21 protein-coding genes are annotated in these 24,715 nt (G+C 46.6%); 11 read left to right on the top strand and 10 right to left on the bottom strand.

The window, feature by feature from the left end; all coding sequences use genetic code 11:
* Positions 1 to 65: 65 nt before the first annotated feature.
* The gene (gene ppsA / locus AC3D28_RS18260; RefSeq protein ID WP_488536238.1) at positions 66 to 2,438 is read right to left on the bottom strand and encodes a phosphoenolpyruvate synthase; all 2,373 of its coding nucleotides are present in this window, start codon (positions 2,436 to 2,438) and stop codon (positions 66 to 68) included.
* Between the two features lie 250 nt (positions 2,439 to 2,688).
* On the opposite strand from ppsA, the gene ppsR reads away from it, so the two are divergent.
* The gene (gene ppsR, locus AC3D28_RS18265; protein ID WP_488536239.1) at positions 2,689 to 3,522 is read left to right on the top strand and encodes a posphoenolpyruvate synthetase regulatory kinase/phosphorylase PpsR; all 834 of its coding nucleotides are present in this window, start codon (positions 2,689 to 2,691) and stop codon (positions 3,520 to 3,522) included.
* 115 nt (positions 3,523 to 3,637) lie between these two features.
* On the opposite strand, the gene AC3D28_RS18270 is transcribed toward ppsR, so the two are convergent.
* On the bottom strand, positions 3,638 to 4,894 hold the full coding sequence (locus tag AC3D28_RS18270; RefSeq protein WP_098413619.1) for an adenylosuccinate synthase: 1,257 nt from the start codon (positions 4,892 to 4,894) through the stop codon (positions 3,638 to 3,640).
* Between the two features lie 105 nt (positions 4,895 to 4,999).
* Between AC3D28_RS18270 and AC3D28_RS18275 the strand changes: the two genes are divergently transcribed.
* From AC3D28_RS18275 to AC3D28_RS18285, 3 genes are all read left to right on the top strand, one after another.
* Entirely contained in the window at positions 5,000 to 5,869 is an 870-nt protein-coding gene (locus AC3D28_RS18275; protein WP_488536240.1) for a LysR family transcriptional regulator, read from the top strand.
* A 3-nt stretch (positions 5,870 to 5,872) separates the two neighbouring features.
* Entirely contained in the window at positions 5,873 to 6,265 is a 393-nt protein-coding gene (locus AC3D28_RS18280; RefSeq protein WP_488536241.1) for a ribosome recycling factor family protein, read from the top strand.
* Positions 6,266 to 6,347: 82 nt separating this feature from the next.
* Positions 6,348 to 6,962 (top strand): LysE family translocator, encoded by a 615-nt coding sequence (locus tag AC3D28_RS18285; protein ID WP_098413622.1) that lies wholly within the window; start codon positions 6,348 to 6,350, stop codon positions 6,960 to 6,962.
* Between the two features lie 84 nt (positions 6,963 to 7,046).
* Here the strand turns inward: AC3D28_RS18285 and AC3D28_RS18290 are convergent, their stop codons facing one another.
* From AC3D28_RS18290 to AC3D28_RS18320, 7 genes are all read right to left on the bottom strand, one after another.
* On the bottom strand, positions 7,047 to 7,568 hold the full coding sequence (locus tag AC3D28_RS18290; protein ID WP_098413623.1) for a DUF2058 domain-containing protein: 522 nt from the start codon (positions 7,566 to 7,568) through the stop codon (positions 7,047 to 7,049).
* Between the two features lie 366 nt (positions 7,569 to 7,934).
* Positions 7,935 to 9,341, bottom strand: a complete 1,407-nt coding sequence (locus AC3D28_RS18295; RefSeq protein WP_098413624.1) for an aspartate aminotransferase family protein — start codon at positions 9,339 to 9,341, stop codon at positions 7,935 to 7,937.
* Between the two features lie 41 nt (positions 9,342 to 9,382).
* Positions 9,383 to 10,903, bottom strand: a complete 1,521-nt coding sequence (locus AC3D28_RS18300) for an NAD-dependent succinate-semialdehyde dehydrogenase (protein ID WP_488536242.1) — start codon at positions 10,901 to 10,903, stop codon at positions 9,383 to 9,385.
* A 155-nt stretch (positions 10,904 to 11,058) separates the two neighbouring features.
* On the bottom strand, positions 11,059 to 11,538 hold the full coding sequence (locus AC3D28_RS18305; RefSeq protein WP_098413626.1) for an Lrp/AsnC family transcriptional regulator: 480 nt from the start codon (positions 11,536 to 11,538) through the stop codon (positions 11,059 to 11,061).
* A gap of 35 nt (positions 11,539 to 11,573) precedes the next feature.
* Positions 11,574 to 12,590: a N(2)-acetyl-L-2,4-diaminobutanoate deacetylase DoeB gene (gene doeB / locus AC3D28_RS18310; protein ID WP_488536243.1), complete on the bottom strand. Its 1,017-nt coding sequence runs from the start codon at positions 12,588 to 12,590 to the stop codon at positions 11,574 to 11,576.
* Positions 12,591 to 12,613: 23 nt separating this feature from the next.
* Positions 12,614 to 13,801, bottom strand: coding sequence for an ectoine hydrolase DoeA (gene doeA, locus AC3D28_RS18315; protein WP_098413628.1), 1,188 nt, complete (start codon positions 13,799 to 13,801; stop codon positions 12,614 to 12,616).
* A gap of 728 nt (positions 13,802 to 14,529) precedes the next feature.
* Entirely contained in the window at positions 14,530 to 16,038 is a 1,509-nt protein-coding gene (locus AC3D28_RS18320; RefSeq protein WP_488536244.1) for a DEAD/DEAH box helicase, read from the bottom strand.
* Between the two features lie 300 nt (positions 16,039 to 16,338).
* On the opposite strand from AC3D28_RS18320, the gene AC3D28_RS18325 reads away from it, so the two are divergent.
* The 3 genes from AC3D28_RS18325 to AC3D28_RS18335 are packed head-to-tail and all read left to right on the top strand — an operon-like array spanning position 16,339 to position 20,036.
* Entirely contained in the window at positions 16,339 to 17,694 is a 1,356-nt protein-coding gene (locus tag AC3D28_RS18325) for a TackOD1 domain-containing metal-binding protein (protein ID WP_488536245.1), read from the top strand.
* On the top strand, positions 17,681 to 18,997 hold the full coding sequence (locus AC3D28_RS18330; protein ID WP_488536246.1) for a glycosyltransferase family 2 protein: 1,317 nt from the start codon (positions 17,681 to 17,683) through the stop codon (positions 18,995 to 18,997). Before AC3D28_RS18325 ends, AC3D28_RS18330 begins: the two co-directional genes overlap by 14 nt.
* A gap of 1 nt (position 18,998) precedes the next feature.
* On the top strand, positions 18,999 to 20,036 hold the full coding sequence (locus tag AC3D28_RS18335) for an HlyD family secretion protein (protein WP_488536247.1): 1,038 nt from the start codon (positions 18,999 to 19,001) through the stop codon (positions 20,034 to 20,036).
* A 58-nt stretch (positions 20,037 to 20,094) separates the two neighbouring features.
* Here the strand turns inward: AC3D28_RS18335 and AC3D28_RS18340 are convergent, their stop codons facing one another.
* Positions 20,095 to 20,805: a lipoate--protein ligase family protein gene (locus tag AC3D28_RS18340; protein WP_488536248.1), complete on the bottom strand. Its 711-nt coding sequence runs from the start codon at positions 20,803 to 20,805 to the stop codon at positions 20,095 to 20,097.
* A gap of 340 nt (positions 20,806 to 21,145) precedes the next feature.
* On the opposite strand from AC3D28_RS18340, the gene AC3D28_RS18345 reads away from it, so the two are divergent.
* From AC3D28_RS18345 to pstB, 4 genes are all read left to right on the top strand, one after another.
* Complete coding sequence (locus AC3D28_RS18345) at positions 21,146 to 21,967, top strand: phosphate ABC transporter substrate-binding protein (protein WP_098413634.1); 822 nt, start codon at positions 21,146 to 21,148, stop codon at positions 21,965 to 21,967.
* Between the two features lie 100 nt (positions 21,968 to 22,067).
* Positions 22,068 to 22,994 carry a phosphate ABC transporter permease subunit PstC gene (pstC, locus tag AC3D28_RS18350; protein ID WP_488536249.1) on the top strand — a complete coding sequence of 309 codons (927 nt, stop codon included), beginning with the start codon at positions 22,068 to 22,070 and terminating at the stop codon, positions 22,992 to 22,994.
* 22 nt (positions 22,995 to 23,016) lie between these two features.
* Positions 23,017 to 23,880: a phosphate ABC transporter permease PstA gene (pstA, locus tag AC3D28_RS18355; protein ID WP_098413636.1), complete on the top strand. Its 864-nt coding sequence runs from the start codon at positions 23,017 to 23,019 to the stop codon at positions 23,878 to 23,880.
* A gap of 60 nt (positions 23,881 to 23,940) precedes the next feature.
* Complete coding sequence (pstB, locus tag AC3D28_RS18360; protein WP_098413637.1) at positions 23,941 to 24,690, top strand: phosphate ABC transporter ATP-binding protein PstB; 750 nt, start codon at positions 23,941 to 23,943, stop codon at positions 24,688 to 24,690.
* The last annotated feature ends 25 nt before the right edge of the window (positions 24,691 to 24,715 follow it).

Below are 24,715 nucleotides of genomic sequence, written 5' to 3' on the forward strand. Positions count from 1 at the left end.
GAGAAATGACGTGCGAACAACAAAGCCCCCACACAGGGTGTGTGAGGGCTTGAGTTTTTAGCGCGTTACTTGCTGCTAACTTTACCGAGCTGTAACCATGTATCGATAACCGTATCTGGGTTAAGTGATACCGAGTTTATGCCTTGTTCCATCAACCATTCTGCCAAGTCTTCATGGTCTGAAGGGCCTTGGCCACAAATACCGACGTACTTACCGGCTTTGGTTGCCGCGTCAATTGCCATTTTCAGCATGATTTTCACTGCCGGGTTACGCTCATCAAACAGGTGGGCGACGTCGCCAGAGTCGCGGTCCAACCCAAGCGTCAGCTGAGTCATGTCGTTTGAGCCGATAGAGAAGCCATCAAAATACTTCAAGAATTCATCTGCCAGAACGGCGTTTGACGGCAATTCACACATCATGATGACTTTCAGACCTTGGTCGCCACGGCGCAGATCAAACTTCGCTAGCAAATCAATCACTGATGCAGCTTCACTTGGCGTGCGCACGAATGGGATCATGAGCTCTACGTTCTTCAGGCCCATTTCGTTACGCACGCGTTTGATGGCTTGAGTTTCGAGTTCAAAACAGTCCTCAAACACAGGAGAGATGTAGCGAGACGCACCACGGAAACCGAGCATTGGGTTCTCTTCGTGCGGTTCATACGCGCTTCCGCCAACTAAGTTACTGTACTCATTCGATTTGAAGTCAGACATGCGAACGATAACGCGTTTTGGCCAGAATGCCGCTGCAATCGTTGAAATACCTTCGGTAAGTTTGCTGACGTAAAAATCGATAGGATCGTTGTAACCGCGAATACGTTGAGTAATTTCTGCTTTCAGCTCATCGCTTTGCGCATCAAAATTCAGTAATGCTTTCGGGTGAATACCAATCATCTTGTTGATGATAAATTCGAGACGCGCAAGGCCAACACCTTCGTTCGGAATTTGCGCGAAATCGAACGCACGATCTGGGTTGCCCACGTTCATCATCACTTTGGTTGGTAGCAGCGGTAGTTCATTCACAGAAGAGCGTTTCACTTCAAACTCAAGTTCACCTTGGTAAACGTAACCGGTTTCCCCCTCAGCGCAAGATGCCGTTACTGTTGCACCATCCGCGAGTTTGCTGGTTGCATCACCACAACCGACGATGGCTGGAATGCCTAATTCACGGGCAATGATGGCAGCGTGACAAGTACGACCACCACGGTTGGTGACAATCGCAGCCGCTTTCTTCATCACTGGCTCCCAGTCAGGATCCGTCATGTCTGTAACCAGTACGTCGCCATCTTGTACCAGTGACATTTGGTCTAAAGAATCCACTAAACGTACGGTTCCTTTGCCAATGCGTTGACCGATTGCACGACCTTCCACCAAAACGTCAGCTTTGTTGTTGAGCTCGTAACGTTCAATAATGTTTTGCTCGTTTTGTGAGCACACAGTCTCAGGACGAGCTTGAACAATGTAAAGTTTACCGTCGATACCATCTTTCGCCCATTCAATGTCCATTGGACGCTGGTAGTGCTTTTCGATGATCATCGCTTGTTTCGCCAGTTCTTTAATCTCTTGGTCGTTTAGCGAGAACGTGTTGCGTTCTTGTTCTGAAGTGTCAATGATATCAACTTGCTTACCGATCTCTTGGTTGTCAGAGTAGATCATTTTGATCAGTTTAGAACCAAACGTTTTTTTGACGATAGGGTGTTCACCTGCTTCAAGCATTGGTTTGTGCACGTAGAATTCATCGGGGTTAACCGCACCTTGCACCACCATTTCACCTAGGCCCCACGAAGAGGTGATGAAGACGACTTGGTCGAAACCAGATTCGGTGTCCAATGTGAACATTACGCCAGAAGACGCTTTGTCAGATCGAACCATACGCTGGATACCCGCAGAGAGCGAGATACCACGATGGTTGAAGCCTTGGTGGACACGATAAGAGATCGCACGGTCGTTGAATAGAGAGGCGTAAACGTGTTTTGTTGCTTCTAGAACAGCATCAATGCCTTTCACATTTAAGAACGTTTCTTGCTGACCCGCAAAAGAGGCATCAGGTAGGTCTTCTGCCGTCGCAGATGAGCGAACAGCAACAGAAATCTCAGGATGGTTGTCTGTCAGTTCTTGGTAGTTTTCACGGATTTCTTGTTCAAGGTCCGCAGGGAAAGGAGCCTCCAATACCCATTGACGGATGGTGGCGCCTGTCTTGCGCAGAGCTTCCACATCCTCAACATCTAGTTGATCAAGTCGTTGGTGAATACGCTCATCCAAACCTTCGTGATCAAGAAATTGGTTAAACGCGTATGAGGTTGTCGCAAAACCATTTGGTACCGAAACGCCAGCATTCGCGAGGTTAGAAACCATTTCGCCAAGTGACGCATTTTTACCGCCGACTTTGTCGACATCATGCATGGATAGGCCATTGAACCAGAGGGTGTTCTTTTGCATGTCTTTCTCCAGAAACATTGCAGCATTAGTAGGGGACTTCATCAAACTAAACAAATGCAGGATCGTTGTGGTCATACAGTTACCGACCATTTGTTCATTTAGGTTGATATCAAAGGCAAACGATTACGTTCTGGCTGAAAAAAATTCGAACGAATTTCCAAAGCTGTGGTGAACCTAACTGAAAGCCAAATTGATTTATTAATATTATGTTTACTATCCTACTCAAAATATTTTGAAAAATTAAACAGAAATGCAAATAAATAACCCAAGTCGTGATGTATTCTATGTTTCTGATGGTACGGCCATAACATGTGAGACATTAGGGCATGTTGTTCTCGGTCAATTTCCTTTTATTCCTAACGAAATAACCTTTCCTTTTGTCGAAAGCCAGGACAAAGTTTTGGATGTTGTCAAAGAAATTGAAACTTCCTACCAACGCAATGGGGTCAAGCCTCTGGTATTTTTCTCTATTGTGGTACCAGAAGTACGTGAAATACTGCTCGAGGCACCCGCGTACAGTTACGATGTGCTAGAAAGTATTGTGCAAAAGGTTCAGAACGATATTCAAATGGCTCCTAAGCCGAAGTTGCAGCGTTCTCGCAGCGTAGGTAAAGACTCCGATAGTTATTTTGATCGCATTGCTGCTATTGAATACACATTGGCGCATGATGATGGCATTACGCTAAAAGGCTTGGAGCAAGCGGACATCATTTTGCTTGGGGTATCGCGCAGCGGTAAAACGCCAACCAGTTTGTACATGGCCATGCAGTTTGGTTTGCGTGTTGTGAACTATCCGTTTATCGCGGAAGATGTGAAAGTGATGCGCTTAATGCCGGAGTTTGAGGTTTATCGTCATAAGCTGTTTGGTCTTACGATTGACCCTGAACGTTTGACTGAAATCCGTGAGAGTCGTTTATCCGGAAGTGATTACGCCAGTAGTGAGCAATGTAAGCTGGAGTTGGATACGGTGGAAGCATTATTTAGAAGGGAAGCGATTCCTTACATCAATACCTCGTCTTTATCCGTAGAAGAGATCACTACGCGTATTTTAGAGAAGGCAGGAATGAAGCGTCGGTTGCTCTAGTCCGTACGGCTTTCTTTCTGATCTTTAAGCAAAAAAAGCGGCTCTACCCCGGAACAGATAAGAGCCGCTTGCCAATGGTGTGCGATACCAATCAGAGTTGGTGTCGATTCACACTTTAGCGCATAATCATTTGTTCACGGCCAGGACCTACAGACACCATTTTCACTGGCACGCCCATCAGTTCTTCAATGCGTAGAACGTATTGCTGGGCGGCTGCTGGTAGCTCTTCGAACTTACGGCAACCTGTGATGTCCTCACTCCAGCTTTCCATTGTTTCGTAGATTGGCGTTAGTGCGGCCGTTTGAGGCCAGATTGGGTTCTCATTGTGATCGCCTTCGTAGCCAACACAGATTTTTAGATCGTTAAGGCCTGTCAGACAGTCCACTTTCGTTAGCGCAATTTCAGTTGCGGCTTGCAGTTCAACGCCGTTTTTCGTCGCAACGGCATCGAAGTAACCCATGTCACGTGGACGACCCGTGGTTGCGCCGAATTCACCGGCTAATTCACGGAACGCGTCTTGCTCTTCCATTGCCGTGATCAACGTACCCGTACCCACAGACGAGCTGAATGCCTTTGCAACCGCAATAACGCGCTCAGGGCGAAGTGCAGGAAGGCCACTGCCGATACCCGCGTACATAGACACAACGTTAGAAGAGGTTGTCCAAGGGTACTCACCGTAAACAAGGTCACGACCCGCGCCAAGCTGCGCTTCGAATAAAAGCGTTTTGTTCTCTGCCTGTAGTGCTTTTAGAGGAAGCGTCACGTTACAAATAGCATCGCGCCAAGGAGCAGACACTTCTAGCAACCAGTTCGCCAACTCTTCAGCCGTTTGTTCAAACTCGAAGGTAGGGTAAAGCGCACGCAGCTGAGGCAATTTCCAATCCATCATAAATTGCAGGCGTTCCACCAATACGTCCGGCTGCTTCAACCAACCAACTAAGATGCCTTTCTTCATTACGCGGTCACCGTACGCAGGGGCAATACCTTGACGAGTTGAACCGTATGCTTTGTCGCCTAAACGCTGTTCTTCTAGCGTATCTTCTAGTGCGTGGAGAGGTAGACACAGTGTTGCGCGATCAGAGATGCACATATTCACTTTTACGCCCGCTTCTTCAACTTCCGTAATCTCCTGAGACAGCAACGCAGGGCTGATAACCATACCCGGACCTAACACTGCCAAACAGTCTGGGTTGAATACGCCACTTGGTAGCTGGTGCAGCTTGAACGTACCTAGGTCGTTAACCACGGTATGACCCGCGTTGTTACCCCCTTGGAAACGAATGCTTGCAGAAGCCTGCTCTGCCAAAAAGTCAACGATGCGGCCTTTGCCTTCATCACCCCAGTTTGCACCCACAACAACGATAGACGACATAATTTAATCTCCCAAAACAGATGCAAAAATCTTAAGATGTTCGACCCAATAAGAGAAATTAATTATACTCATTAACTTGATAAGAATCTCATATCGGAATGGGCAATGTTAGATTTGAATTGGTTGCGAACCTTCGCCACGCTGGCAGAAGTCAAACATTTCGGCAAAACCGCGACAGAACTGCACATGACGCAGCCGAACGTAAGCTTGCATATCAAGCAGCTTGAGCAAGCCACGCGCACTAAATTAATTGAACGTAATCCCGTACAACTGACCCAAGCGGGCAAGCGTTTATTCGCTACGGCGCAGCGGATGCTTAATGAGCTGCAAATTTGTCAGTCCGATCTCAATGCCATTAACGATCTTACACAGGGCTCACTTTCTATTGCGGCGAGCGACATTGTTTCGCGCTTACTGCTTATCAAACCTTTCCAACAATTCAAAAGTGAATATCCGGGCATCGACTTAGCGCTGTTCAACACCACGTCTTCGCAAGCGGTGGAGTTGGTGAAAAGTGCGCGCGCTGATATTGGTTTCGTGATCGCACAAAAAGAGAGCCAGCCACTGCACTTTACCTCGTTGACCCAAATCCATTGGTGTGCGTTTGGTGACAATATTTTTGAGTGGCAAGAAAATAAGAAAGAAAGCCAGACATTGATTTTGCTCGGGCACGATACACGAACTCGTGAATTGATTGATGCATCGTTACCAGAATTGAACCTACCAAAACATCGAGTGATGGAAGTGGGCAGCGTAGAGGCCCAAATTGATTGGGCCGAAGCGGGCTTTGGTACCGCCATCGTGCCAGATTTCTCTCTTGACCCAAGGCTGAAAATATCTCGACAAATAACGCCTCTACCTAGCTTCCCCAATACTGATTTTGGCTATATTGTGCGCCAAAATCAGGTGTTATCTAAAGCCGCTAAACAGTTACTGAATTGGGTTGGGGAAAATGTGTCGGCGGTAGGGGAGTAACGGATGAATGATCATAACATCACGGTTTCGCTTCCATCTCTGATTCATCGCATTGGCGGTGAGAATGCTAAACGCATTAAAGTCATGGTGGAAGATTGTGGGTGTGAAGTTAAGCGAGTCAGGCGCTCTCGTCATTGGCAAGTTTCGGGGGAGGCCTTGAACTTAAAAGCGCTTCTTGAGCAGCTAAAAGCAGGACAATGTGAAGAGCTAAGATTTGTGATGAATAAGTTGGAGAATGGATTATCCGCTCATCAAGATAAATTAGAATCGCTAGAAGACAAACTGATTCGTTTGGTGGGGCAAAACCCGAATATCACGTTGGCAGAGTTGATGGCAGAAACTAACTGTACGATAGCGCAGGCGAGAACGGCGCGATTTGAAGCGGAAATGCTCTAGAGCTGAACGTTTTTATTTACTCATTCTAACGGCCAATGTTACGGTGCAGGCTATTACTAAAAATTAAGGCCATTTTTTTATCATGGACATTTGGAAGCTCCTCCTTTTTATTCCCGCTTGTTTTGCTCTGAATATGACTCCAGGCCCCAACAACTTACTGGCAATGAATAATGCACGTTGTTATGGGTTTCGCGCGGCTTTTGTTGCAAGTTTAGGTCGGATCACCGCTTTTTCTGGCATGATCGCTTTATCTGCTTCGGGGCTAGCTGTGATTTTATATACGTCAGAAATGCTGTTTTTAGCGTTAAAGCTGGTGGGTGCGTTGTATCTATTGTGGATTGCATTCAACCTTTGGCGTTCGGAATCGAGCCCGATCTCTGAGTTAACTAATTCACGTAACTATGCAGGGCTTGCGAAACAAGAGTTTACGCTTGCCGCCGGTAACCCGAAGGCGATTCTTATTTTTACTGCATTTTTGCCCCAGTTTGTCGATGTGACGGCGAATATTAATGAGCAGTTTTTTGCCCTTGGCTCCACGTTTTTGATTTTAGAAATGGTCGCCATTTCAATTTATGCGATTTTTGGTTTGTACCTTAGACACTGGTTTTCAAATCCCAAAATGGCGAAACGTTTCAATCGCGGATGTGCACTGTTCTTAGCTGCATCTGGTGCCAACTTGCTCCTAAGTAAGCAGTAGAAACCACGGTAAATCGAACGAAAAGAGCCGCCTGATACGAGATCAGCGGCTCTTTTTGTTGGGTTAGCTGAAGGTGGTCGGTGTTTACCACATCAAATCATCAGGTACGACAAAATCTGCGTATGGGTCGTCTTCATCTGGAGTATCTGATTCCGGCTCTTTCTGGTCGATAATGACAGATTCATCTCGTTGTGCGATTTTGTTCGCCACTGAACGTGGGATAACAACGTAGCTTCCATCTACCACAGCGATCGCTAAAATGCCGGCGCTCAATTGTTTGCGAATCATTGAGTCGACATAAAGCGACTTCACTAGAGTACCATCAGTAAAGTTGTATTTGATGTCGCCATCTTTCAAGTCAATCTTATTCATCTCGATCAACTGGTTGATTTGCGCCTTAATTTCTTTACTTAATCGTTCTGCTTTTTGCTTCTCGTTGAGCTGTTGATCGTGCTCTAACTGCTGACGTTTATTCTCTTCAACCGCCTCTTTTACTTCACGTGCTTGAACGCGTGATTTTTTAGAGCCTTTTTTCGCTTTTTTTAGTTTTTTCTCATTAACCAAGCCAGCTTTCAGCATTTGTTCTTGAAGGGTTAGTTTTGCCATGTTTCATCCAGTCAGTGCGTAATTTCGTACATTTTACCCAGTCCTTATCAGCAAAGAAAGGGTGATGAGGATGGGTTGAGCAAATTATCGGACTCTAGCAAGTGTATGCACTCCAGAGCGGCTGGCCATTTAAAGCACCAATGGCGAGAGGGGCGAGTGCTAACCAAACTTCATCTTGATATGGTTGCGATTAAATCGGGAATAGTGGAATGTCACTTCTCACCCCGTTGAGTTTTCGTGGATAGTTTTCACGGCAAAAATTGTTTGTGCTTGTGCTTGTGCTTGTGCTTGGGTGTATTTCCTCTCTTTGCATCGCCCCTCCCGTTTTGGAGAGAGGCGGTAATCGTAGAGTGGTGTGAGTCGCGGCTATTTTGGCTGCCACTGTTTAGAGGTGACGAGGGTATCCATCACTTTGTTTATCGCTTGGTGCGCTTTGTCGACAATAGTGTCGATGTCATTACGGTTGGCGATAAGCGGTGGCGCAAAGCCAAGGATGTCACCATGTGGCATGGCGCGAGCGATTAACCCTTGTTCTAAACAGGCCGCCGCGATTTGCGGGCCCACTTTCAAGTTTGGGTCAAAGTGTGCTCGGCGGAGTTTGTCTGAAGAAAACTCCAACGCATGCAACAAGCCAACGCCACGAGTATCACCGACCAATGGATGATCGTTAAACGTCTCCGCCATGCGTTGCTGCAAGTAAGCGCCGACGTCGGCTGCGTTTTGCACCAAGCCTTCACGTTCAATGATATCGAGGTTGCAGTTCGCGGCTGCCGCTCCCATTGGGTGACCGGAGTAGGTGTAGCCGTGTCCGATAGCGCCCCATTGGTCGGTGCCGTTTTCTAGCACACTCCAAACGCGCTCACCGACGATCACGCCAGACAGCGGTTGATACGCCGAAGTTAACCCTTTCGCTACCGTGATGAGATCCGGTTTCATGTCGTAGTGCAGCGAGCCAAAATCGGAGCCGAGACGACCAAAGCCACACACCACTTCATCCGCAATCAAGAGTACATCGTATTTGTCGAGCACTTTGCGAATCGCCTGCCAGTACCCTTCTGGTGGTGGCACAATACCGCCAGTACCGAGCACTGGTTCTGCAATCATCGCTGCGACTGTTTCTGGGCCTTCTTCCAAGATCATCGCTTCGAGTTGATCCGCGCAATATTGAGAGAATTCAAGCTCAGACATGTTGTCGTCTTCACGGCGATAGTAATACGGCGCCATGGTGTGCTTGATGCGTTCAAGCGGTAAATCAAAATGCGCGTGGAACAGAGGCAGCCCTGTCATTGAACCCGAAGCGATACTTGAACCATGGTAGCCGCGGTCACGGGAGATGATTTTTTTCTTCTCTGGTAGACCACGAGCATTGTTGTAATACCACACTAACTTAAGTTGTGTTTCGTTTGCGTCACTGCCGGACATGCCGTAGTAGACTTTGCTCATGCCTTCAGGCGCCATTTTGATGATGCGATCTGACAGTGTCACTAGTGCTTCGTTCGTATGGCCGACGTAAGTGTGATAATACGCCAGCTGTTTGGCTTGTTCATAAATAGCCTCGGCCATTTCAGTCCTGCCATAGCCAATGTTCACACAATACAACCCGGCAAAGCCGTCTATCAGCTCGATGCCTTCTGAATCGGTGATGCGTATTCCGTTTCCGCTCGAGATAATTCTTCCCGAAAGCTCCCCAGCCGCATACTGCTTCAGGTGGGTTGAGGCATGAAATACTCTCTGACGATCGATCTCTAAAAGTTGTTGGGTTTTATTGCTCATGATCCTTCTCCTCGAATAATTGGATATCCATATTTTGTGCCTTAACTGCCACTGACGGTTGGTAAAGCGCCTAAGCAGCAGTATTTGATTTCACTGTATTCTTCAAAGCCGTGGCGACTGCCTTCTCGTCCAAGCCCTGACTGTTTCACGCCGCCGAATGGGATAGGGTGACCAGTCATCTTGACGGAGTTCACGCTCACCATGCCAAATTCCAAACCACGCATGCAGCGCCAAATTTGGTGAATATCGTGACCATAAACATAGGCAGCTAAGCCGTACTCAGTGTCGTTGCTCATTTCAATCACGGTATCTAAGTCTTGGTAAGGCAATACGCCTGCCACAGGACAAAAATTCTCTTCGCGATACACCGCCATGTCTGGGGTGACATCGGCCAGCAATGTCGGCGCGAAGAAGTTTTCGCCTGGTACGGGCTGGTGGTATCCCGCGACCAATCGCGCGCCTTTGTCGAGTGCGTCACGCACCAAATCATGCGCTTTATCCACCGCAGCGCGATTGTTCAGCGGCCCCATGGTGGTTTTCTCATCTAAACCATTGCCTAAAACGATGTGGTTCATTTCTTTGGCAAACGCTTCCAAAAACGCTTCGTACTTATCGTCAGGGACGAAGATACGGTTTGCGGCCAAGCAGTCTTGTCCTGCGGTTTGAAACTTGGCATCCACGGCGGCTTTGGCTGCTTGCTCGACATCCATATCTGGCAGCACGATGAAAGGGGCATTACCGCCGAGCTCCATGCTGCACTTCTTCACGGTTTGTGCCGCGTCGCGCAGCAGCAACTTACCCACCCGAGTTGAGCCTGTGAACGAGAGTGCTTTGACTTTATCGGAGTGACACAAGGTTTGTGACACCATCACCGCATCACCAGTGATCACGTTAAATACACCCGGCGGAAAGCCAGCTCGGTCTGCTAATTCTGCCAAGGCTAATGCGGAAAAGGGCGTTTCACTGGCGGGTTTGATGAGCACTGGACAGCCTATCGCTAATGCTGCGGCGGCTTTGCGGGTGACCATCGCATTAGGAAAATTCCATGGGGTAATCAGTGCTGCGACACCAATCGGTTCGCGCACCGTCGACAGCTGCGCATTCGGAATATGACTTGGGATGGTTTCGCCATAGCTGCGGCGTGCTTCCTCTGCAAACCAACGAACAAAGGAGGCGCCGTAGTCTATTTCACCCAAAGCATCAGCTAATGTTTTGCCTTGCTCCATAACCATCAAACGAGCAAGATCTTGTTGTGATTCTAAAATCAGATCGTACCAACGCATGAGAATTTCAGCGCGTTCTTCTGCTTGCATTTTTCGCCATTGACGAAAGGCTTGATCAGCTTCATCAATCGCTTGATAGAGTTGCTGCTGAGATAGCTTGGTAATGTAGCCGATGACCGTACCATCCGCCGGATTATTCACCGGATGAAATTGTTCACCACTTACCCATTTGCCGTTGACGTACGCTAAACCTCTCACCAAACGTATGTCTTTCATTATCGCCATCATGTCGTGCGAGGCTTTTAATTCCTCAGCATGTAAGCTGTGCAGTGCTGTCATGAGTCCTTCTCCCAGCGTCGTTGTCCATAGTTAAACTGTAATAGAGAAGTGACCGAAATAATTTCTGATGCCGAGGTTTAAACCATCAAAACTTTCTTTTCCACACCGTTAGATATGGTGATTTTTCTGGTCGTCTTTTAAGCGTGTTTTCCCTTTTAGAACAAGGCGTTTTGGTTCACTCCTAATGTGCCGGCATCACGTTTGATTGTTTTCGTCACGATGTAAGTAAAGTAGCGCTCAATGCCCACTTCTGACTCTAACCAGTTGTCGATAAGCCGTTGGTATTGATCAATATCTTCCGACTGAATTTTGAGGATGTAATCGACACCGCCGCCTGTGGCATAACAATCCGTGACTTCTGGTGAGTGTTGAACCAGTTGCTCGAAACGTTTGAACGCTTGGGCGCTGTGCTCTTTGAGCGTCACTTCAACCATGACCGACGTTCGTTTGAACAAAACATCGGTATTTACTTTTGCCCCGTAGCCTTCAATGATGCCTGCTTGTTCCAGTTTTTTGACACGCTCCCAGCAAGGGCTCACAGATAGGTTAATGGCCTCGGCAAGGTGAGATTTGGTAATACGGCCATTGTCATGCAGTATTTGTAGAATTTTTACGTCGTAGCGATCGAGGCGCATGATGCTTCTCCTTTTAAACGATAAAATAATTCGTCTTATCCATTATCTTCATCAGACTCGATGTTGTTCGCAATGACGGCGACGGTATCACCCATATTTACCATGGCAGGAAAACGGCGTGCAGCAAAAATACCATTGCGTTGCGCTTTATATTCGGTAGGAGGTGTCCCCGTACGTTCGATTGGGTAAATTCTCACCATCACATCGCCTTGTTTGACATGATCGCCAAGCTCAAATAAGTATTCGGTGATGCCGTGGTGCTGGCTTTGCACATAACAACTTGCATCTGGCATATCTAGCAACTTGGTTGGCTGTGCTGGTTTTTCGTACTCACCGGGTAAATTACCTGAAAAACGTAAGAAGTTACGGATACCGCGATCGGCGTAAGCAATGGTTTGTGGCGTACTGGTTCCACCGCCTCCGAGCTCTGTGGTGACAAAGATTTTACCTTGAGACTCCACTGTTGTGTCATACAGGCTGGTGGCATCCATTTCGAGCAATATCATGGTATAAGGCGCACCAAACAGTGTTGCACCTAGGATGCATGATTCTTCTTGAACGGGGTTGTCTAAGCGGTGAGCGGCGGCGAAAGGCACAATGTCTAATGTTTTACCGCCAGAGTGAATATCCAACGCAAAATCACACATTGGGACAAGATAACGGATGAAGTAATCCGCAATTTTCTCGGTGACTGTACCAGCGGGGTTACCGGGAAAGCTGCGGTTCAAGTTGCCTTTATCGATAGAAGAAGTACGAGAAGCATTTTGTACCGCGGGTAAATTCATCATGGGTACAATAATAACGCGACCTTGTATTTGTTCTGTTTGAAGCGAGTTTGCCAATTTGAGCAAGCTCGTAATTCCTTCATATTCATCACCGTGATTCCCACCAGTGAGCAGGGCCGTTGGTCCTTCTCCATTTTTAATCACGGTTATTGGGATCATGATGCTTCCCCAAGCGGAGTCATCATGGGAGTACGGCAGGGTTAAAAATCCGTGCTGCATACCTTCTCGGTCAAAGTCGACGGTGGCTGTGATCGAGCTATTTTGCATAGCCAGTCCTTTTGGTTTCAAGCTCAGTGTTTGATAAATAAATGGCGCGGGAAATCACACAATGTTTTTGCGCCATCACGGGTAATGACGATGCTTTCCGTGGTTTCTAGGCCCCAATCCTCGAACCATAATCCAGGCATAAAATGGAATGTCATGCCTTCTTTCAGCACGGTTTTATCGGTATCACGCAAGCTCATGGTTCGCTCACCCCAATCTGGCGGGTAACTCAGACCGATAGGGTAACCACAACGCGCGCCCTCACGCGAGAAACCGGCTTTATCGAGAACTTTGTTTAGTGCATTGGCGATGTCAGCGCAGGTATTGCCTGGTCTCGCAGCTTCTAAGCCGACTTCCAGACCAAGCGTGAGCGCTTCATCTGCACGTTTGAATTTATCATCGGGCTCACCAAGAAAAATGGTGCGAGAAAGAGGGCAGTGGTAGCGACGATGGGCCCCCGCAATTTCGAAAAAGGTGCCTTCGCCTTTTTTGAATGGTTTGTCATCCCAAGTTAGGTGTGGCGCGGAGGCATCCGATCCCGATGGTAAAAGCGGTACGATTGCGGTGTAATCGCCAAAGTGGTCTTCATGACCAAGTACGGCTTGGCGGTTAATCTCTGCAACTAAATGATGCTTAGGCAAACCGGGTTCAATCATATCGAAGGCGACACGGTGCATGTTTTCTACAATGCGTGCGGCGCGGTACATGTAAGCCAGTTCTTGATCCGATTTGACGGCGCGGCACCAGTTGACAAGGCCAGTGGCATCCAGCAATTGAGCATTGGGTAAGTGTGTAGTGAGTGATTCGTACGCGGTGGCACTGAAGTAGTAGTTGTCTTTTTCTACGCCGATACGACCACGGTCCCAAAGGCGAGGGGTGAGTATGGCTTCGACGAGAAAATCCATGGGATGCAACGGTGGGTTCATCACATAGTGATCGGGGTAATAAGTGATGTTTTCTGCCGCCATGTAGGCGGTTCTGTATGCGCCATTTGCATCTTGGCAACGGCCAAACCAAACGGGTTCTCCAGATGATCCCACCACAACGCATTGCGGCACGTAAAACGACCAACCGTCATAGCCTGTCAGCCACGCCATGTTAGAAGGATCATGAATGATGAGCATATCTAATTGCTGTTCTTCCATCGACTGGCGAACTTTTGTTAACCGATCTTGGAATTCATCCAGTGTAAAATGCAAAACAATGCCTCTCATATGCTCTCCTTGCTAAAAATCCGACGCCTTATCGGCCTTCGGAGACGTTGAGGTATTGTTACCTTCTATCAGGTCAGTCAGACCTGCGTTTACCGCTCTTGCACTCACTATTGCGGCCGTATTTTGGGTTAAACGATGACATCTAACCGGCTTGTGGGATCTCTGTTTCTCATGGCAATTATTACAATTGTGGCTCATTTTTGTGCATTACACCGCATTTGGTAGCTAATAAGTCATCAATTGTTAAATTTAGGTTACAGATGGTGATGGGGGAAGCCATTAAAATACGGTGTCATGACAATTTTTCTGAAGCCGATCATCCTTTCAAGCACTGTCAAGTACATCGCTATCGGTGATTGTCTTGTTGAATGTGTGTTGTGTAGTGGCTATTTAAAATCAGGCATTCGACTGCTCACGCATCGTGAATTGGGTGCAAGTGTTCAAACCATGAGGCATGGTTATACAGAGCAAAAAGGGAAGGGGGCAGAGACAAACGAGGTTATATTCAGCATGATCTATCTGTGATTGCAGAAATCCTTGATACAACCCGCCAACTTGCCACTTTCTGGTCTGAGCCGGACGCTCAGACCGATTTTCTGCGAAAAGGGCAAGTTGAGAAGGTCTTTCTGTTCACTTGATGGTCATGAAAAGAGTGCCTTTTATTCATATCGTGGTTCAGTCAGAGTCAGTATGATGAAAGAGACCCGTAATTAAACCATTGAGTCCGCTTAATTAGCGACTTTCGCACGGCGCTGGGCAGATGGTTTATTTCCTGCAGGTTTCGTGCTGTTCGGCTTGCGGTTACCAGACGGTTTGGCACTGCTGTTATTCTGATTGCTAGTTGGCTTGCTGGTGTTTGGTTTGCGACCGTCAGGTTGACTGTTTGCGCGACCTTGACCTTCGCGATTACCTTTAGGCTTGCCAGCGGCGCCTTGGTTTGACCCATTTTTGTTACCGTTGAAGCGACGCTTAGGTTTGTTCGCGCCATTTGATTCTTTAGCGTCTGTAGATTGTGTGTTGCCACCGTCGGCTTTTTGCGTTTGGGGTTTTTTAGGCTTCTTCGGTTTAATTGGACGCGTATCCAGTTTTGATTCTGGCACTGCATTGGTTGGTGCGAAGCCTGCAAGCTCTTTGCGTGGCAGTAGCTGTTTAATTAAACGTTCAATGGCGAAGAGCTCTGGTGCTTCAATGGCACATACTAGAGAAATCGCTTTACCCACCTCACCCGCACGTCCAGTACGGCCAATACGGTGAACATAATCTTCAGCCACTTTTGGCAACTCAAAGTTCACGACTTGAGGCAACTGAGGAATGTCGATACCGCGCGCCGCGATGTCCGTTGCTACCAATACTCGAATCCCACCCGATTTAAAATCGGCCAATGCTTTGGTGCGCGCGGCTTGGCTTTTGTTGCCATGGATCGCGGCTGCAGGCAAACCTTGCTCGATCAAGAATTTCGCCAAACGGTTAGCACCGTGTTTGGTACGCATGAACACGAGGACTTGTTGCCAATCACCATCGTTAATCAATTTTACCAACATGGGCGCTTTTTTCTTAGCGTCTGCTGGGTAAATACTCTGTTCTACCGTTCTTGCTGTAGAGTTCGCCGGGCTAACCGAAATCTCAACAGGGTTGTTGACCAAGCCTTTGGCTAGATCGCGAATCTCGTTAGAGAACGTTGCTGAGAACAGAAGGTTCTGGCGCTGTTTTGGTAGTAAATTAAGAATCTTACGAATATCGCGGATAAAGCCCATGTCCAACATGCGATCTGCTTCATCTAGGACTAAAACTTCGAGTTGGTCAAACTTAACTGCATTTTGATTGAAAAGATCCATCAAGCGACCCGGCGTCGCCACTAATACATCGGCACCTTTACGTAGACGTTGCATTTGCGGGTTGATCTTCACACCACCAAACACGACCGCACTTGTTAGAGGAAGATGGCGACCGTACATGGACACGCTTTCTTGAACTTGAGCGGCAAGTTCACGTGTGGGTGTCAGGATCAAAGTGCGCACTTGATTGCTACGAACGCGAGGGCCGTTAGATAAGCGTTCAAGAATGGGCAACGTAAAGCCTGCCGTTTTACCCGTACCAGTCTGTGCTGCCGCCATGACGTCTTTCCCTTCCAAAATCGCTGGAATTGCTTGAGCCTGAATTGGGGAGGGGGTGTCGTAGCCTTTTTCCTGAATTGCTTTAAGGATTGGAGCAGATAGACCTAACGAGGTAAAACCCATATATATGATTCTCAATTGTCGAGTTGGATAACAACGCATGAATTTAGATTCTATGCGAAAAGTCCGACATTCTGAGGCTTTTACGTGTTTGCTTCAACTAATTCCGTATTTGATCTTGATCTCATTTTATCCGTACATACATATTTACGGTGATAATAAGCGTTAAGTCAAATTAACTGATTGTTTTTTATAATATTTAACTTGCGAGAGGTGATGCTAGTTCGGTTGTGAGGTTTTTCTCTTTTCAGTTGTATATTTTTAATGTGATGAACAACATTTATGGTTTTGAGAGTTCATAAAATGCCCTTAAAAAATAATTATTTCTATTGGGTCGGTGACCGACTCCCAGAGCGCTCGTTTGAGACTCTAATTAATGTCAACAGTGTGGAGGAAATACCTACAGGGCTTGGAGGGATGGTGTGCATTGCCGAGCAAAACGCTCGGCAAATTGATGAGGCGCTATCCGCCTTTTATCAGCAGCCGGGGAGATGGTCATGGGCGGTGTATGTCACGCAAGAAACGGCGTACTCAAGATGTGTTACGGATGGTTTATTCGACGAAGAAAGGTCGATCAATGCATGGCAAGCGATTCAGCGCAAGCTTGATACGATGGATGAACTTGAATGGCTAGACCCAATGATTGGTTGGCTCGGAGTGAATCGGCAACGTAGAGTGAAGGCAATGAAAAGCCTTGAATCAACACCGATATATTCATATCCGATTATCGATGTTCTGTTTCCTGATATTTATTCGACGTACAGATATGTGCTGTCAGAACAAAGTCGTGGAGTATTAGAGGCAGAAGAGCTGGTTGATAGAATTCGCGTGTGCTCACAGTGCAATAGTGGCCACCTCAATTATGTCGAAGTTTGCCCAGATTGCAGTAGCATTGACATTGATACTCAAAGCTCTTTGCATTGTTTCACTTGCGGTCATGTTGGCGACCAACAAAGTTTTCAACGCCGCGGTAAGTTAGAGTGCCCTAAATGCTTAACGCAGTTGCGTCACATCGGGGTCGATTATGATCGCCCGCTGGAAAACTATGTGTGTAACCGTTGCACTGGCTTATTTGTCGAAGCAGCAACGAGCTGCCATTGTTTAAGTTGTGATGCGAAGATGAAGGTTGAAGAACTGGTGGTCCGTAAAATTCATCAGTATCGACTTGGTGACGTTGGCGAGTACATTTACCAGCATGGCAAATCAATTCAGGCGCCTGAACTCTCGATAAAAGGAAAAGTAGAAATTAGCTTTTTCCAAAACTTACTTACTTGGCTGAATAAGGTGGCATTGAGACATCAAGAGCAGCATCTGTTGCTGGGGTTACATTTACCTACGCTCAATGAATATGGTCAGCAGTATGGCGATGCAAAATTGTTCTCGTTAATGGACCAGTTAACACGCCGACTGAGCGGAATGTTCCGTGATACCGATATTTGCTGTCAGTATAAACAAGACGTGCTGCTCGTACTCATGCCCAACACAACAAACAAGAGTTTGACGGTTCTGCAAGAGAAGCTATCTAAACTTGGAGAGCTTATCGAAGACAAAGAATTTGAGTTGAATGTCTTTGCTTGGGAGCTACCCAACCCAATTATAGAAGACGGGGTGTCCGGCTGGATTGAGTCACTAATAGGTGAGATCTATGTTGCAAGATAGCTTGGTGCTGCTCGACTATCTTGGTGGGATGTTACTGCATAACGAAGATCTGTGGCTGCTGGTATTCCCGGTCATGATCGTCATCGAACTGCCATTGTATTTGCTGGTATTAACCGGGATTTTTCGTTGGGCGTATGTCCCTGAAGAGCAAGCCCTGACTTATTTCCCATCGGTGAGTATTATCATTACTTGTTACGGTGAAGGTGAAGCGATAGGCCTTACTATCGATACGCTGGTTGAGCAGGTGTATCCGGGGCAGATCGAAATCTTGGTGGTGGTGGATGGGGCCGTGCAAAACCAAGAGACCTACCAAGCCGCGCTAAATGGCGAAAAAAGGCATGCGAGGGTACGTAACCGCAAAGTGCGTGTTTTACCTAAGTGGCAGCGTGGTGGGCGAGTTTCTACGCTCAATGCTGGTTTGTCGGAGGCTCGCGGCGAGATAGTGATCAATGTGGATGGAGACACTTCGTTTGATAACGATATGGTTTTTACCATGATGCAACAGTTTGCTAACAAAGAGGTTATTGCCAGCGGAGGGGCATTGAGAGTTCGAAATCATAATGCGAACTTACTCACGAAGATGCAATCGCTCGAATACATGCTCTCCATGCAAGCAGGTAAGACAGGAATGGCAAAGTGGGGAGTGCTGAATAATATTTCAGGGGCATTTGGCGCGTTTCGGAAAAATTTATTGAAGCAAGTGGGGGGGTGGGATACGCATACCGCAGAGGACCTAGACTTAACCATGCGTTTAAAGCAATACAAGCGGCGCTATCCGAATAATAAATTAGCGTTTGCCAATCATGCGATTGGACATACAGATGTCCCCGACACCCTCAAAGGCTTGGTATTACAACGACTGCGTTGGGATGGAGACCTGCTGTTTTTGTTTTTACGAAAACACAATGAGGGCTTATCTCCGACGCTCTTAGGGTGGGGAAACTTCTTGTTCACTTTAGTTTATGGGGTGATACAGAACGTTTTATTGCCACTGCTTGTCGTACTATTTTGCGTATATATGGTCATTGTATATCCAATTAAGTTTGTCCTAGCTCTGATGCTGATGCTCTACTTTGTTTATCTCTTTTTGTCGGCTTTGCTCTTTGTTGTGTATATCGGTTTGGTATCAGAGAGAAAAAAAGAAGATTTAAAGTCAGTGAAATGGTTATTTCTTTATCCAGTGTACCAATTCTTTATGCGCTTAATTACCGCCTTCTCCATGGTTAACGAAGTGGTAAGGCGAAGCCATGAAGAATCGAGTATGGCGCCTTGGTGGGTATTGAAGCGAGGTAAAAAGTTTTAATATGAAAGTTAACTTTTACTTAGATAAAAGGCATAAACCGCAGTCGGAGAGCGGCATGAAAGTCGTCTACGGGCAAGCAAAGCGCGGTGGTTACCGGCTTCGTTGGTATCTGATTTTAGCCATTGTTATTAGCCCTCTTGTATTGATGGCTTACTACTTGTTTAAAACTCAAATTTTAGTCACCGCTCCGGGAGTGATTACCTCTTATCCATTGATCGTGACAGCAACGCGAGCTGCCACTGTGGGACCCGTTCCCGTGGATATCGGCTCTGTCGTGGCGAAGGAGCAATCACTGATATTGTTACAAGATAATGCGTTAAATAAAGAAATTGATTTTATTCAAGACGAGCTCGTTGAGCTTTCTAAAAAGCAGGTGCAAAACACGGATGAGCTATACAAAAGCGCGATTGAAAGCTCTGAAGCGGGGTTGAAAAAAGTTGAAGAAATTCAGAAAACATACGATGTATACAGAGAGAAAGGGCAAGTTTCTGAAGTGGATTATGCAGCCATTGTCAGTGTTGATAATACTCTGAACAATCAGTTGAACAGCCAGAGAATCGCTTATGTGGATGCGATGCGCCATCTTGAAGAATTAGAGCTCGCGGGCCCTGTAGCGCAAGAATACCGAGCATTAATGCGCGAGCTGGTGGTGAAGCGTGCTCAACAAGAAAGCCTGACCTTGCGCTCTCCGATAAATGGGCGTGTGCTGGATATTCACGTACATGAGGGGCAAAATGTGGCAAAAAATACACCAATGCTTACGATTGCTCGTAATGTGACACCAGAAATCATCGCTTTTCTTAATCCGAAGCATCTTGAATACAGTCAAATAGATAAGAAAGCGAAAGTGGTGTTTCCCGATGGCCGAAAGTTTGCAGCGACCGTATCTCAGCCAGTTGAAGTGGTGAATAAATTACCTCCTGAACTGCAAAGTCCTTTTGAGGGCCAACCTGCTTATTTAAAAGTGACACTAAGTTTTGATGAGCCGTTAGAAAAAAGCCGCTGGATTGAAGGGGTATCCGTCGAAGTTCGCTTTTAACGTCAAAGAAATAGATGAGGAGCGGATAGCGCCTCGTCTTTTGGCTTCGTAAATAAAGTTATATGCTCTTCGCATGCTCTAAAAACGCAGTGGTCAGCTTTTGAAACAGGGTGTCAACCGACGGCCTTGCTTTGATATGTTTAAACAACGAAGTGTGCACATCGCCTTTAATGTCATCGTCATGACCGCATAGTTGATTGCATAGTTGGACTGGCTCTACAATCTCATTAACCTTGGCGTCTATCAGAATACAGGCTTGGGATAAAATGACTTGGCCACCCCCCTTCTTAAGCAAAACACGTTGCGCGGTTCCGACCACTTTTTGTCCTGCGATGTTTAGATTGTATTCGCCATCGCAGTATGAATAAGGCGTTGCATGCACATCAACGTTGACCCCGAGTTGCTCGAAAAACACTGTCAGGATTGAACACAAATCAAGGTAGGCTTTTTTAATATCGTAAGGTTTATCTTCTGGCCAGTGATAGATATGGGACAGATTAATAATGCCAGGAACTTGAGGCACTGGCGCACCGCCCGTTTTGCGTGAAAACAACTTCCACCCTAACTTATCGAGCGTTAGTTTTAATTGCTCTGAGACGAGCCATTTCTTGCCTGCTGGTAACACCAAGGTTGGACTTTTTACTTGCCAAAGCAACAGTACTTGCGACAGTTGATTTGATTGGACTTGTTTCATTAATTCACTTTCTTTTTCAAAGACATCAGCCACTTCCGTTGCAACATAGCGAATTAGCTTATTTGTAGAAACCAAACTCTATTCCTCGTACGCTTTTTATCGCTTCATTTGTAGCTCAGATATTGCGGCATTGCTAGATGCATGATCACTCTTTAAATTTTTAGCTAAATCGATAACGGTAACGTTGCTCGCCTATTCGTTGCACGATGAGCTTGGTACAACAGTGCGCGAGAAGCGCGTCCATTAGGTCAAAGCCGCAAATTGCCAGTCACTTAAGTTGCGCCATTAAGACACAAAAATGACAACGTGTCATAGAGGGTTCAACGAAGTGAAACACAATTGTCATATTCGGATTCTAAAGTGAGCATCGTTCGAGTGAAACACAACGGCAATAACGCCACTTAAGGAAATTGTGATGAAAAAGACAGTAATCGGTGCAATCGCACTTCTAGGCGCAATGGCAGTAACTCCTGTTTCTGCTAAAGAAACTATCTCTGCAGTGGGTTCTAGCAGCGTAACGCCACTGATGGAAGTTTTCTCTGAAACATACATGAAGAAGAACCCTAATGTATATATTGAGGTGCAAGGACCGGGCTCTTCCGCTGGTGTGAAAGCCGCAAAAAATGGGTCAGCAGACCTTGGTATGTCTTCTCGTAACCTAAAAGACTCTGAAAAAGAATCAACACTAATCGAAGAAGTGGTTGCACGTGACGGTATCGCAGTGGTTGTTAACCCACAAAACAAACTGCCTGGCCTAACTGCAGAACAAGTGACGGCAATCTACAAAGGCGAAGTATCAAACTGGAAAGAAGTCGGTGGTGCAGACAAGCCAATTGTGGCTATCACGCGTGATACGGCTTCTGGTACTCGCGGTGCATTCGAAGACATCATGTCGCTAAAAATGAAAATTTCAGGTAAGAAAGTGTCGGCTATCTCTCAACGTGCTCAAGTTGCAAACGGTAACGGTGCACTAAAAACAATGGTTGCTTCTAACCCATACGCAATCGGTTATATCTCGCTAGGCACAGTAGACAACACGGTTAACGCACTAGCAATCGACGGTGTGGATGCGACGGTGGCGAATGTTAAGAGTGGTTCTTACAAGGTCGCTCGTCCATTCCTTGTTCTTTACAAAGAAGGCAAGCCATCAACAGAAACTCAAAAATTCCTAGACTGGATGTTAACTGAAGATGCGCAAAAGCTTGTTGACCAAAACGGTTACATCTCAGTGAATTAATTTTATTGGACTCTTAAGTTTGCTCAGCCCGCCATTTAGGGCTGAGCCTTTTCTATTCATCGTGTTCATCGGCAAAAACCAGAACCGTGAGATATTTTAAATGACCATCGCAACAAATAGTGAAAAGCTTATGAATACTAAAGCTATCAGCAAGCCCGGCCTACGCGAGAAACGTCGTGTAGATTGGAGAGAGCGGATCTTTCACGGCTTGTTCCTGACCAGTGCCGTGATCGGCATCGTATCCTTAGCCGTTATCGCCTATTTTATTGTTCGAGAAAGTATCCCAGCGTTCCAAGAAGTTGGCGTATCGGGCATTATCTTTGGCCAAAACTGGCTACCACCGGCGTTATACGGCGTTGCGACTATGATTGTTGCTTCTGTTGTATCAACTATTGGCGCGGTTATTGTTGGTGTGCCTATAGGGGTTTTGACCGCCATTTTTATCGCAGAAATCGCACCGAAACGTCTTGCGGATCTTATTCGTCCTGCGGTTGAGCTGTTAGCGGGTATTCCTTCCGTCGTTTACGGTTTCTTTGGTTTGGTTATCATCGTACCGTTGATTCAAAAAATCTTTGATGTTCCTGCTGGTAATACCATTTTGGCGGGTATCATCGTGCTCGGTGTGATGATTCTACCAACCGTTATTACGGTATCTGAAACGTCAATTCGTGCGGTGCCACGTGCCTATAAAGAAGGCTCCTTGGCATTGGGCGCATCTAAAATCTACACCATTTTTAAATTACTCGTTCCAGCGGCTCGTTCAGGCATCATGACTGGTGTGATTCTGGGTATTGGTCGTGCACTCGGTGAGACAATGGCCATTATTATGGTGATGGGGAATGCGCCTGCGATGCCAGAAGGCATTTTAGACTCTGCGCGTACGCTGACCGCCAACATTGCTATCGAAATGTCTTACGCCAGTGGTATCCACGCGAATGCTCTCTACGCGACTGGTGTGGTGCTTCTGGCCTTCATCATGTCGTTGAACGCAGTATTGCTTTACCTCAATCGAGAAAAAGCGAAGTAATCGCTCGTTAAAGGTGACTATTATGGATCGCGCAAAACTAAAACAAGCTCGCCAGTTCAAAGATAACGTCTTTAACGTTTTCGTTTGGATTTCGGCGGGATTAACGGTAGGTTTTTTGTTCTGGATTATCTGGTACATCCTATCAAACGGTCTACAACATGTAGATTGGGATTTTATTACTGATGACTATACCCGTACTGGTGAAGAGCACGGCATTTTCCCAATGATCGTGTCGACCATCTATATGGTTATTGCATCTATCGCAGTGGCCGCGCCACTGGGGATTATGACGGCAATCTACTTAACCGAGTACGCGAAAGTCGGCAGCCGTTTGGTGAAAATCATCCGATTCTGTACCGAGTCGCTGGCGGGGATCCCGTCAATCATTTTCGGCCTATTCGGTATGACTTTTTTCGTCGCCATTCTTGGTCTTGGTTTCTCGATTCTGTCGGGGGCACTAACACTGAGTATTCTGATTTTGCCGGTGATCATCCGTACCACAGAAGAAGCGTTAATGGCAGTGCCACAAACGTATCGCGAAGGCTCTTATGGTCTTGGCGCATCAAAAATCTACACTATCTGGCGTTTGATCCTTCCGAGTGCAATGCCAGGCATCTTAACCTCGATCATTCTAAGTATTGGTCGTGTCATTGGTGAGTCGGCTCCAGTATTTTTGACCGCAGGTATGGTGGCGCGTATTCCGGATTCTTTGTTGGACTCTGGTCGGACGCTAACCGTTCACCTCTACAAACTGACGACCGAACTGTTTACTGTTGAAGAATGGAATCAGGCTTACGGTACCGCAACCGTGCTTATCGTTGTTGTTCTTTTGATCAACATGGTGACTAAACTGATTGCACGACGTTTTAATACGGCAACTTACTAACAATACGAATTAAAAACGCACGTTTAAAAACACGAATTCAAGATTTAAGAGATTAAGAACATGAACAAGTTTGACATTGAAAACCTCGATCTATTTTACGGTGATAACCAAGCACTGAAATCGATCAATTTGCCAATTCCAGTACGCCAAGTTACGGCATTGATTGGCCCGTCGGGCTGTGGTAAGTCAACGTTGCTACGTTGTTTGAACCGTATGAATGATCTTATCGAAGGGGTAAAAATCACCGGTAAACTGGCAATGGACGGCGAAGATATTTACGGCAATATTGACGTTGCAGACCTTCGTATCAAAGTGGGTATGGTATTCCAAAAACCAAACCCATTCCCAATGAGCATCTATGAAAACGTGGCATATGGTCTGCGTGCTCAGGGAATCAAAGACAAGAAGCATATTGATGAAGTGGTTGAGCGTTCACTACGTAGTGCCGCCTTGTGGGATGAGGTAAAAGATCGTCTTAAATCGCACGCGTTTGGTTTGTCTGGTGGTCAGCAACAGCGGTTATGTATCGCACGTACCATTGCAATGGAGCCGGATGTGATCTTGATGGATGAACCTACCTCAGCACTTGACCCGATTGCAACGCACAAAATTGAAGAATTGATGGAAGAGCTGAAAAAAAACTACACCATCGTTATCGTCACTCACTCAATGCAGCAGGCACGCCGTATCTCCGACCGCACGGCGTTCTTTCTGATGGGCGAGTTGGTTGAGCATAACGACACCCAAGTGATCTTTAGCAACCCGCAAGACGACCGAACTCAAGGCTACGTAAATGGCGACTTCGGTTAATCCATCATATTTATTAGCATAACCA

It is taken from the genome of Vibrio sp. TAP-3B, assembly GCF_057784735.1.

Coding starts and splice junctions, on each gene's coding strand:
- ppsA (WP_488536238.1), bottom strand. CDS start 2,438: ATGCAAAAGAACACCCTCTGGTTCAATGGCCTATCCATGCATGATGTC.
- ppsR (WP_488536239.1), top strand. CDS start 2,689: ATGCAAATAAATAACCCAAGTCGTGATGTATTCTATGTTTCTGATGGT.
- AC3D28_RS18270 (WP_098413619.1), bottom strand. CDS start 4,894: ATGTCGTCTATCGTTGTTGTGGGTGCAAACTGGGGTGATGAAGGCAAA.
- AC3D28_RS18275 (WP_488536240.1), top strand. CDS start 5,000: ATGTTAGATTTGAATTGGTTGCGAACCTTCGCCACGCTGGCAGAAGTC.
- AC3D28_RS18280 (WP_488536241.1), top strand. CDS start 5,873: ATGAATGATCATAACATCACGGTTTCGCTTCCATCTCTGATTCATCGC.
- AC3D28_RS18285 (WP_098413622.1), top strand. CDS start 6,348: ATGGACATTTGGAAGCTCCTCCTTTTTATTCCCGCTTGTTTTGCTCTG.
- AC3D28_RS18290 (WP_098413623.1), bottom strand. CDS start 7,568: ATGGCAAAACTAACCCTTCAAGAACAAATGCTGAAAGCTGGCTTGGTT.
- AC3D28_RS18295 (WP_098413624.1), bottom strand. CDS start 9,341: ATGAGCAATAAAACCCAACAACTTTTAGAGATCGATCGTCAGAGAGTA.
- AC3D28_RS18300 (WP_488536242.1), bottom strand. CDS start 10,903: ATGACAGCACTGCACAGCTTACATGCTGAGGAATTAAAAGCCTCGCAC.
- AC3D28_RS18305 (WP_098413626.1), bottom strand. CDS start 11,538: ATGCGCCTCGATCGCTACGACGTAAAAATTCTACAAATACTGCATGAC.
- doeB (WP_488536243.1), bottom strand. CDS start 12,590: ATGCAAAATAGCTCGATCACAGCCACCGTCGACTTTGACCGAGAAGGT.
- doeA (WP_098413628.1), bottom strand. CDS start 13,801: ATGAGAGGCATTGTTTTGCATTTTACACTGGATGAATTCCAAGATCGG.
- AC3D28_RS18320 (WP_488536244.1), bottom strand. CDS start 16,038: ATGGGTTTTACCTCGTTAGGTCTATCTGCTCCAATCCTTAAAGCAATT.
- AC3D28_RS18325 (WP_488536245.1), top strand. CDS start 16,339: ATGCCCTTAAAAAATAATTATTTCTATTGGGTCGGTGACCGACTCCCA.
- AC3D28_RS18330 (WP_488536246.1), top strand. CDS start 17,681: ATGTTGCAAGATAGCTTGGTGCTGCTCGACTATCTTGGTGGGATGTTA.
- AC3D28_RS18335 (WP_488536247.1), top strand. CDS start 18,999: ATGAAAGTTAACTTTTACTTAGATAAAAGGCATAAACCGCAGTCGGAG.
- AC3D28_RS18345 (WP_098413634.1), top strand. CDS start 21,146: ATGAAAAAGACAGTAATCGGTGCAATCGCACTTCTAGGCGCAATGGCA.
- pstC (WP_488536249.1), top strand. CDS start 22,068: ATGACCATCGCAACAAATAGTGAAAAGCTTATGAATACTAAAGCTATC.
- pstA (WP_098413636.1), top strand. CDS start 23,017: ATGGATCGCGCAAAACTAAAACAAGCTCGCCAGTTCAAAGATAACGTC.
- pstB (WP_098413637.1), top strand. CDS start 23,941: ATGAACAAGTTTGACATTGAAAACCTCGATCTATTTTACGGTGATAAC.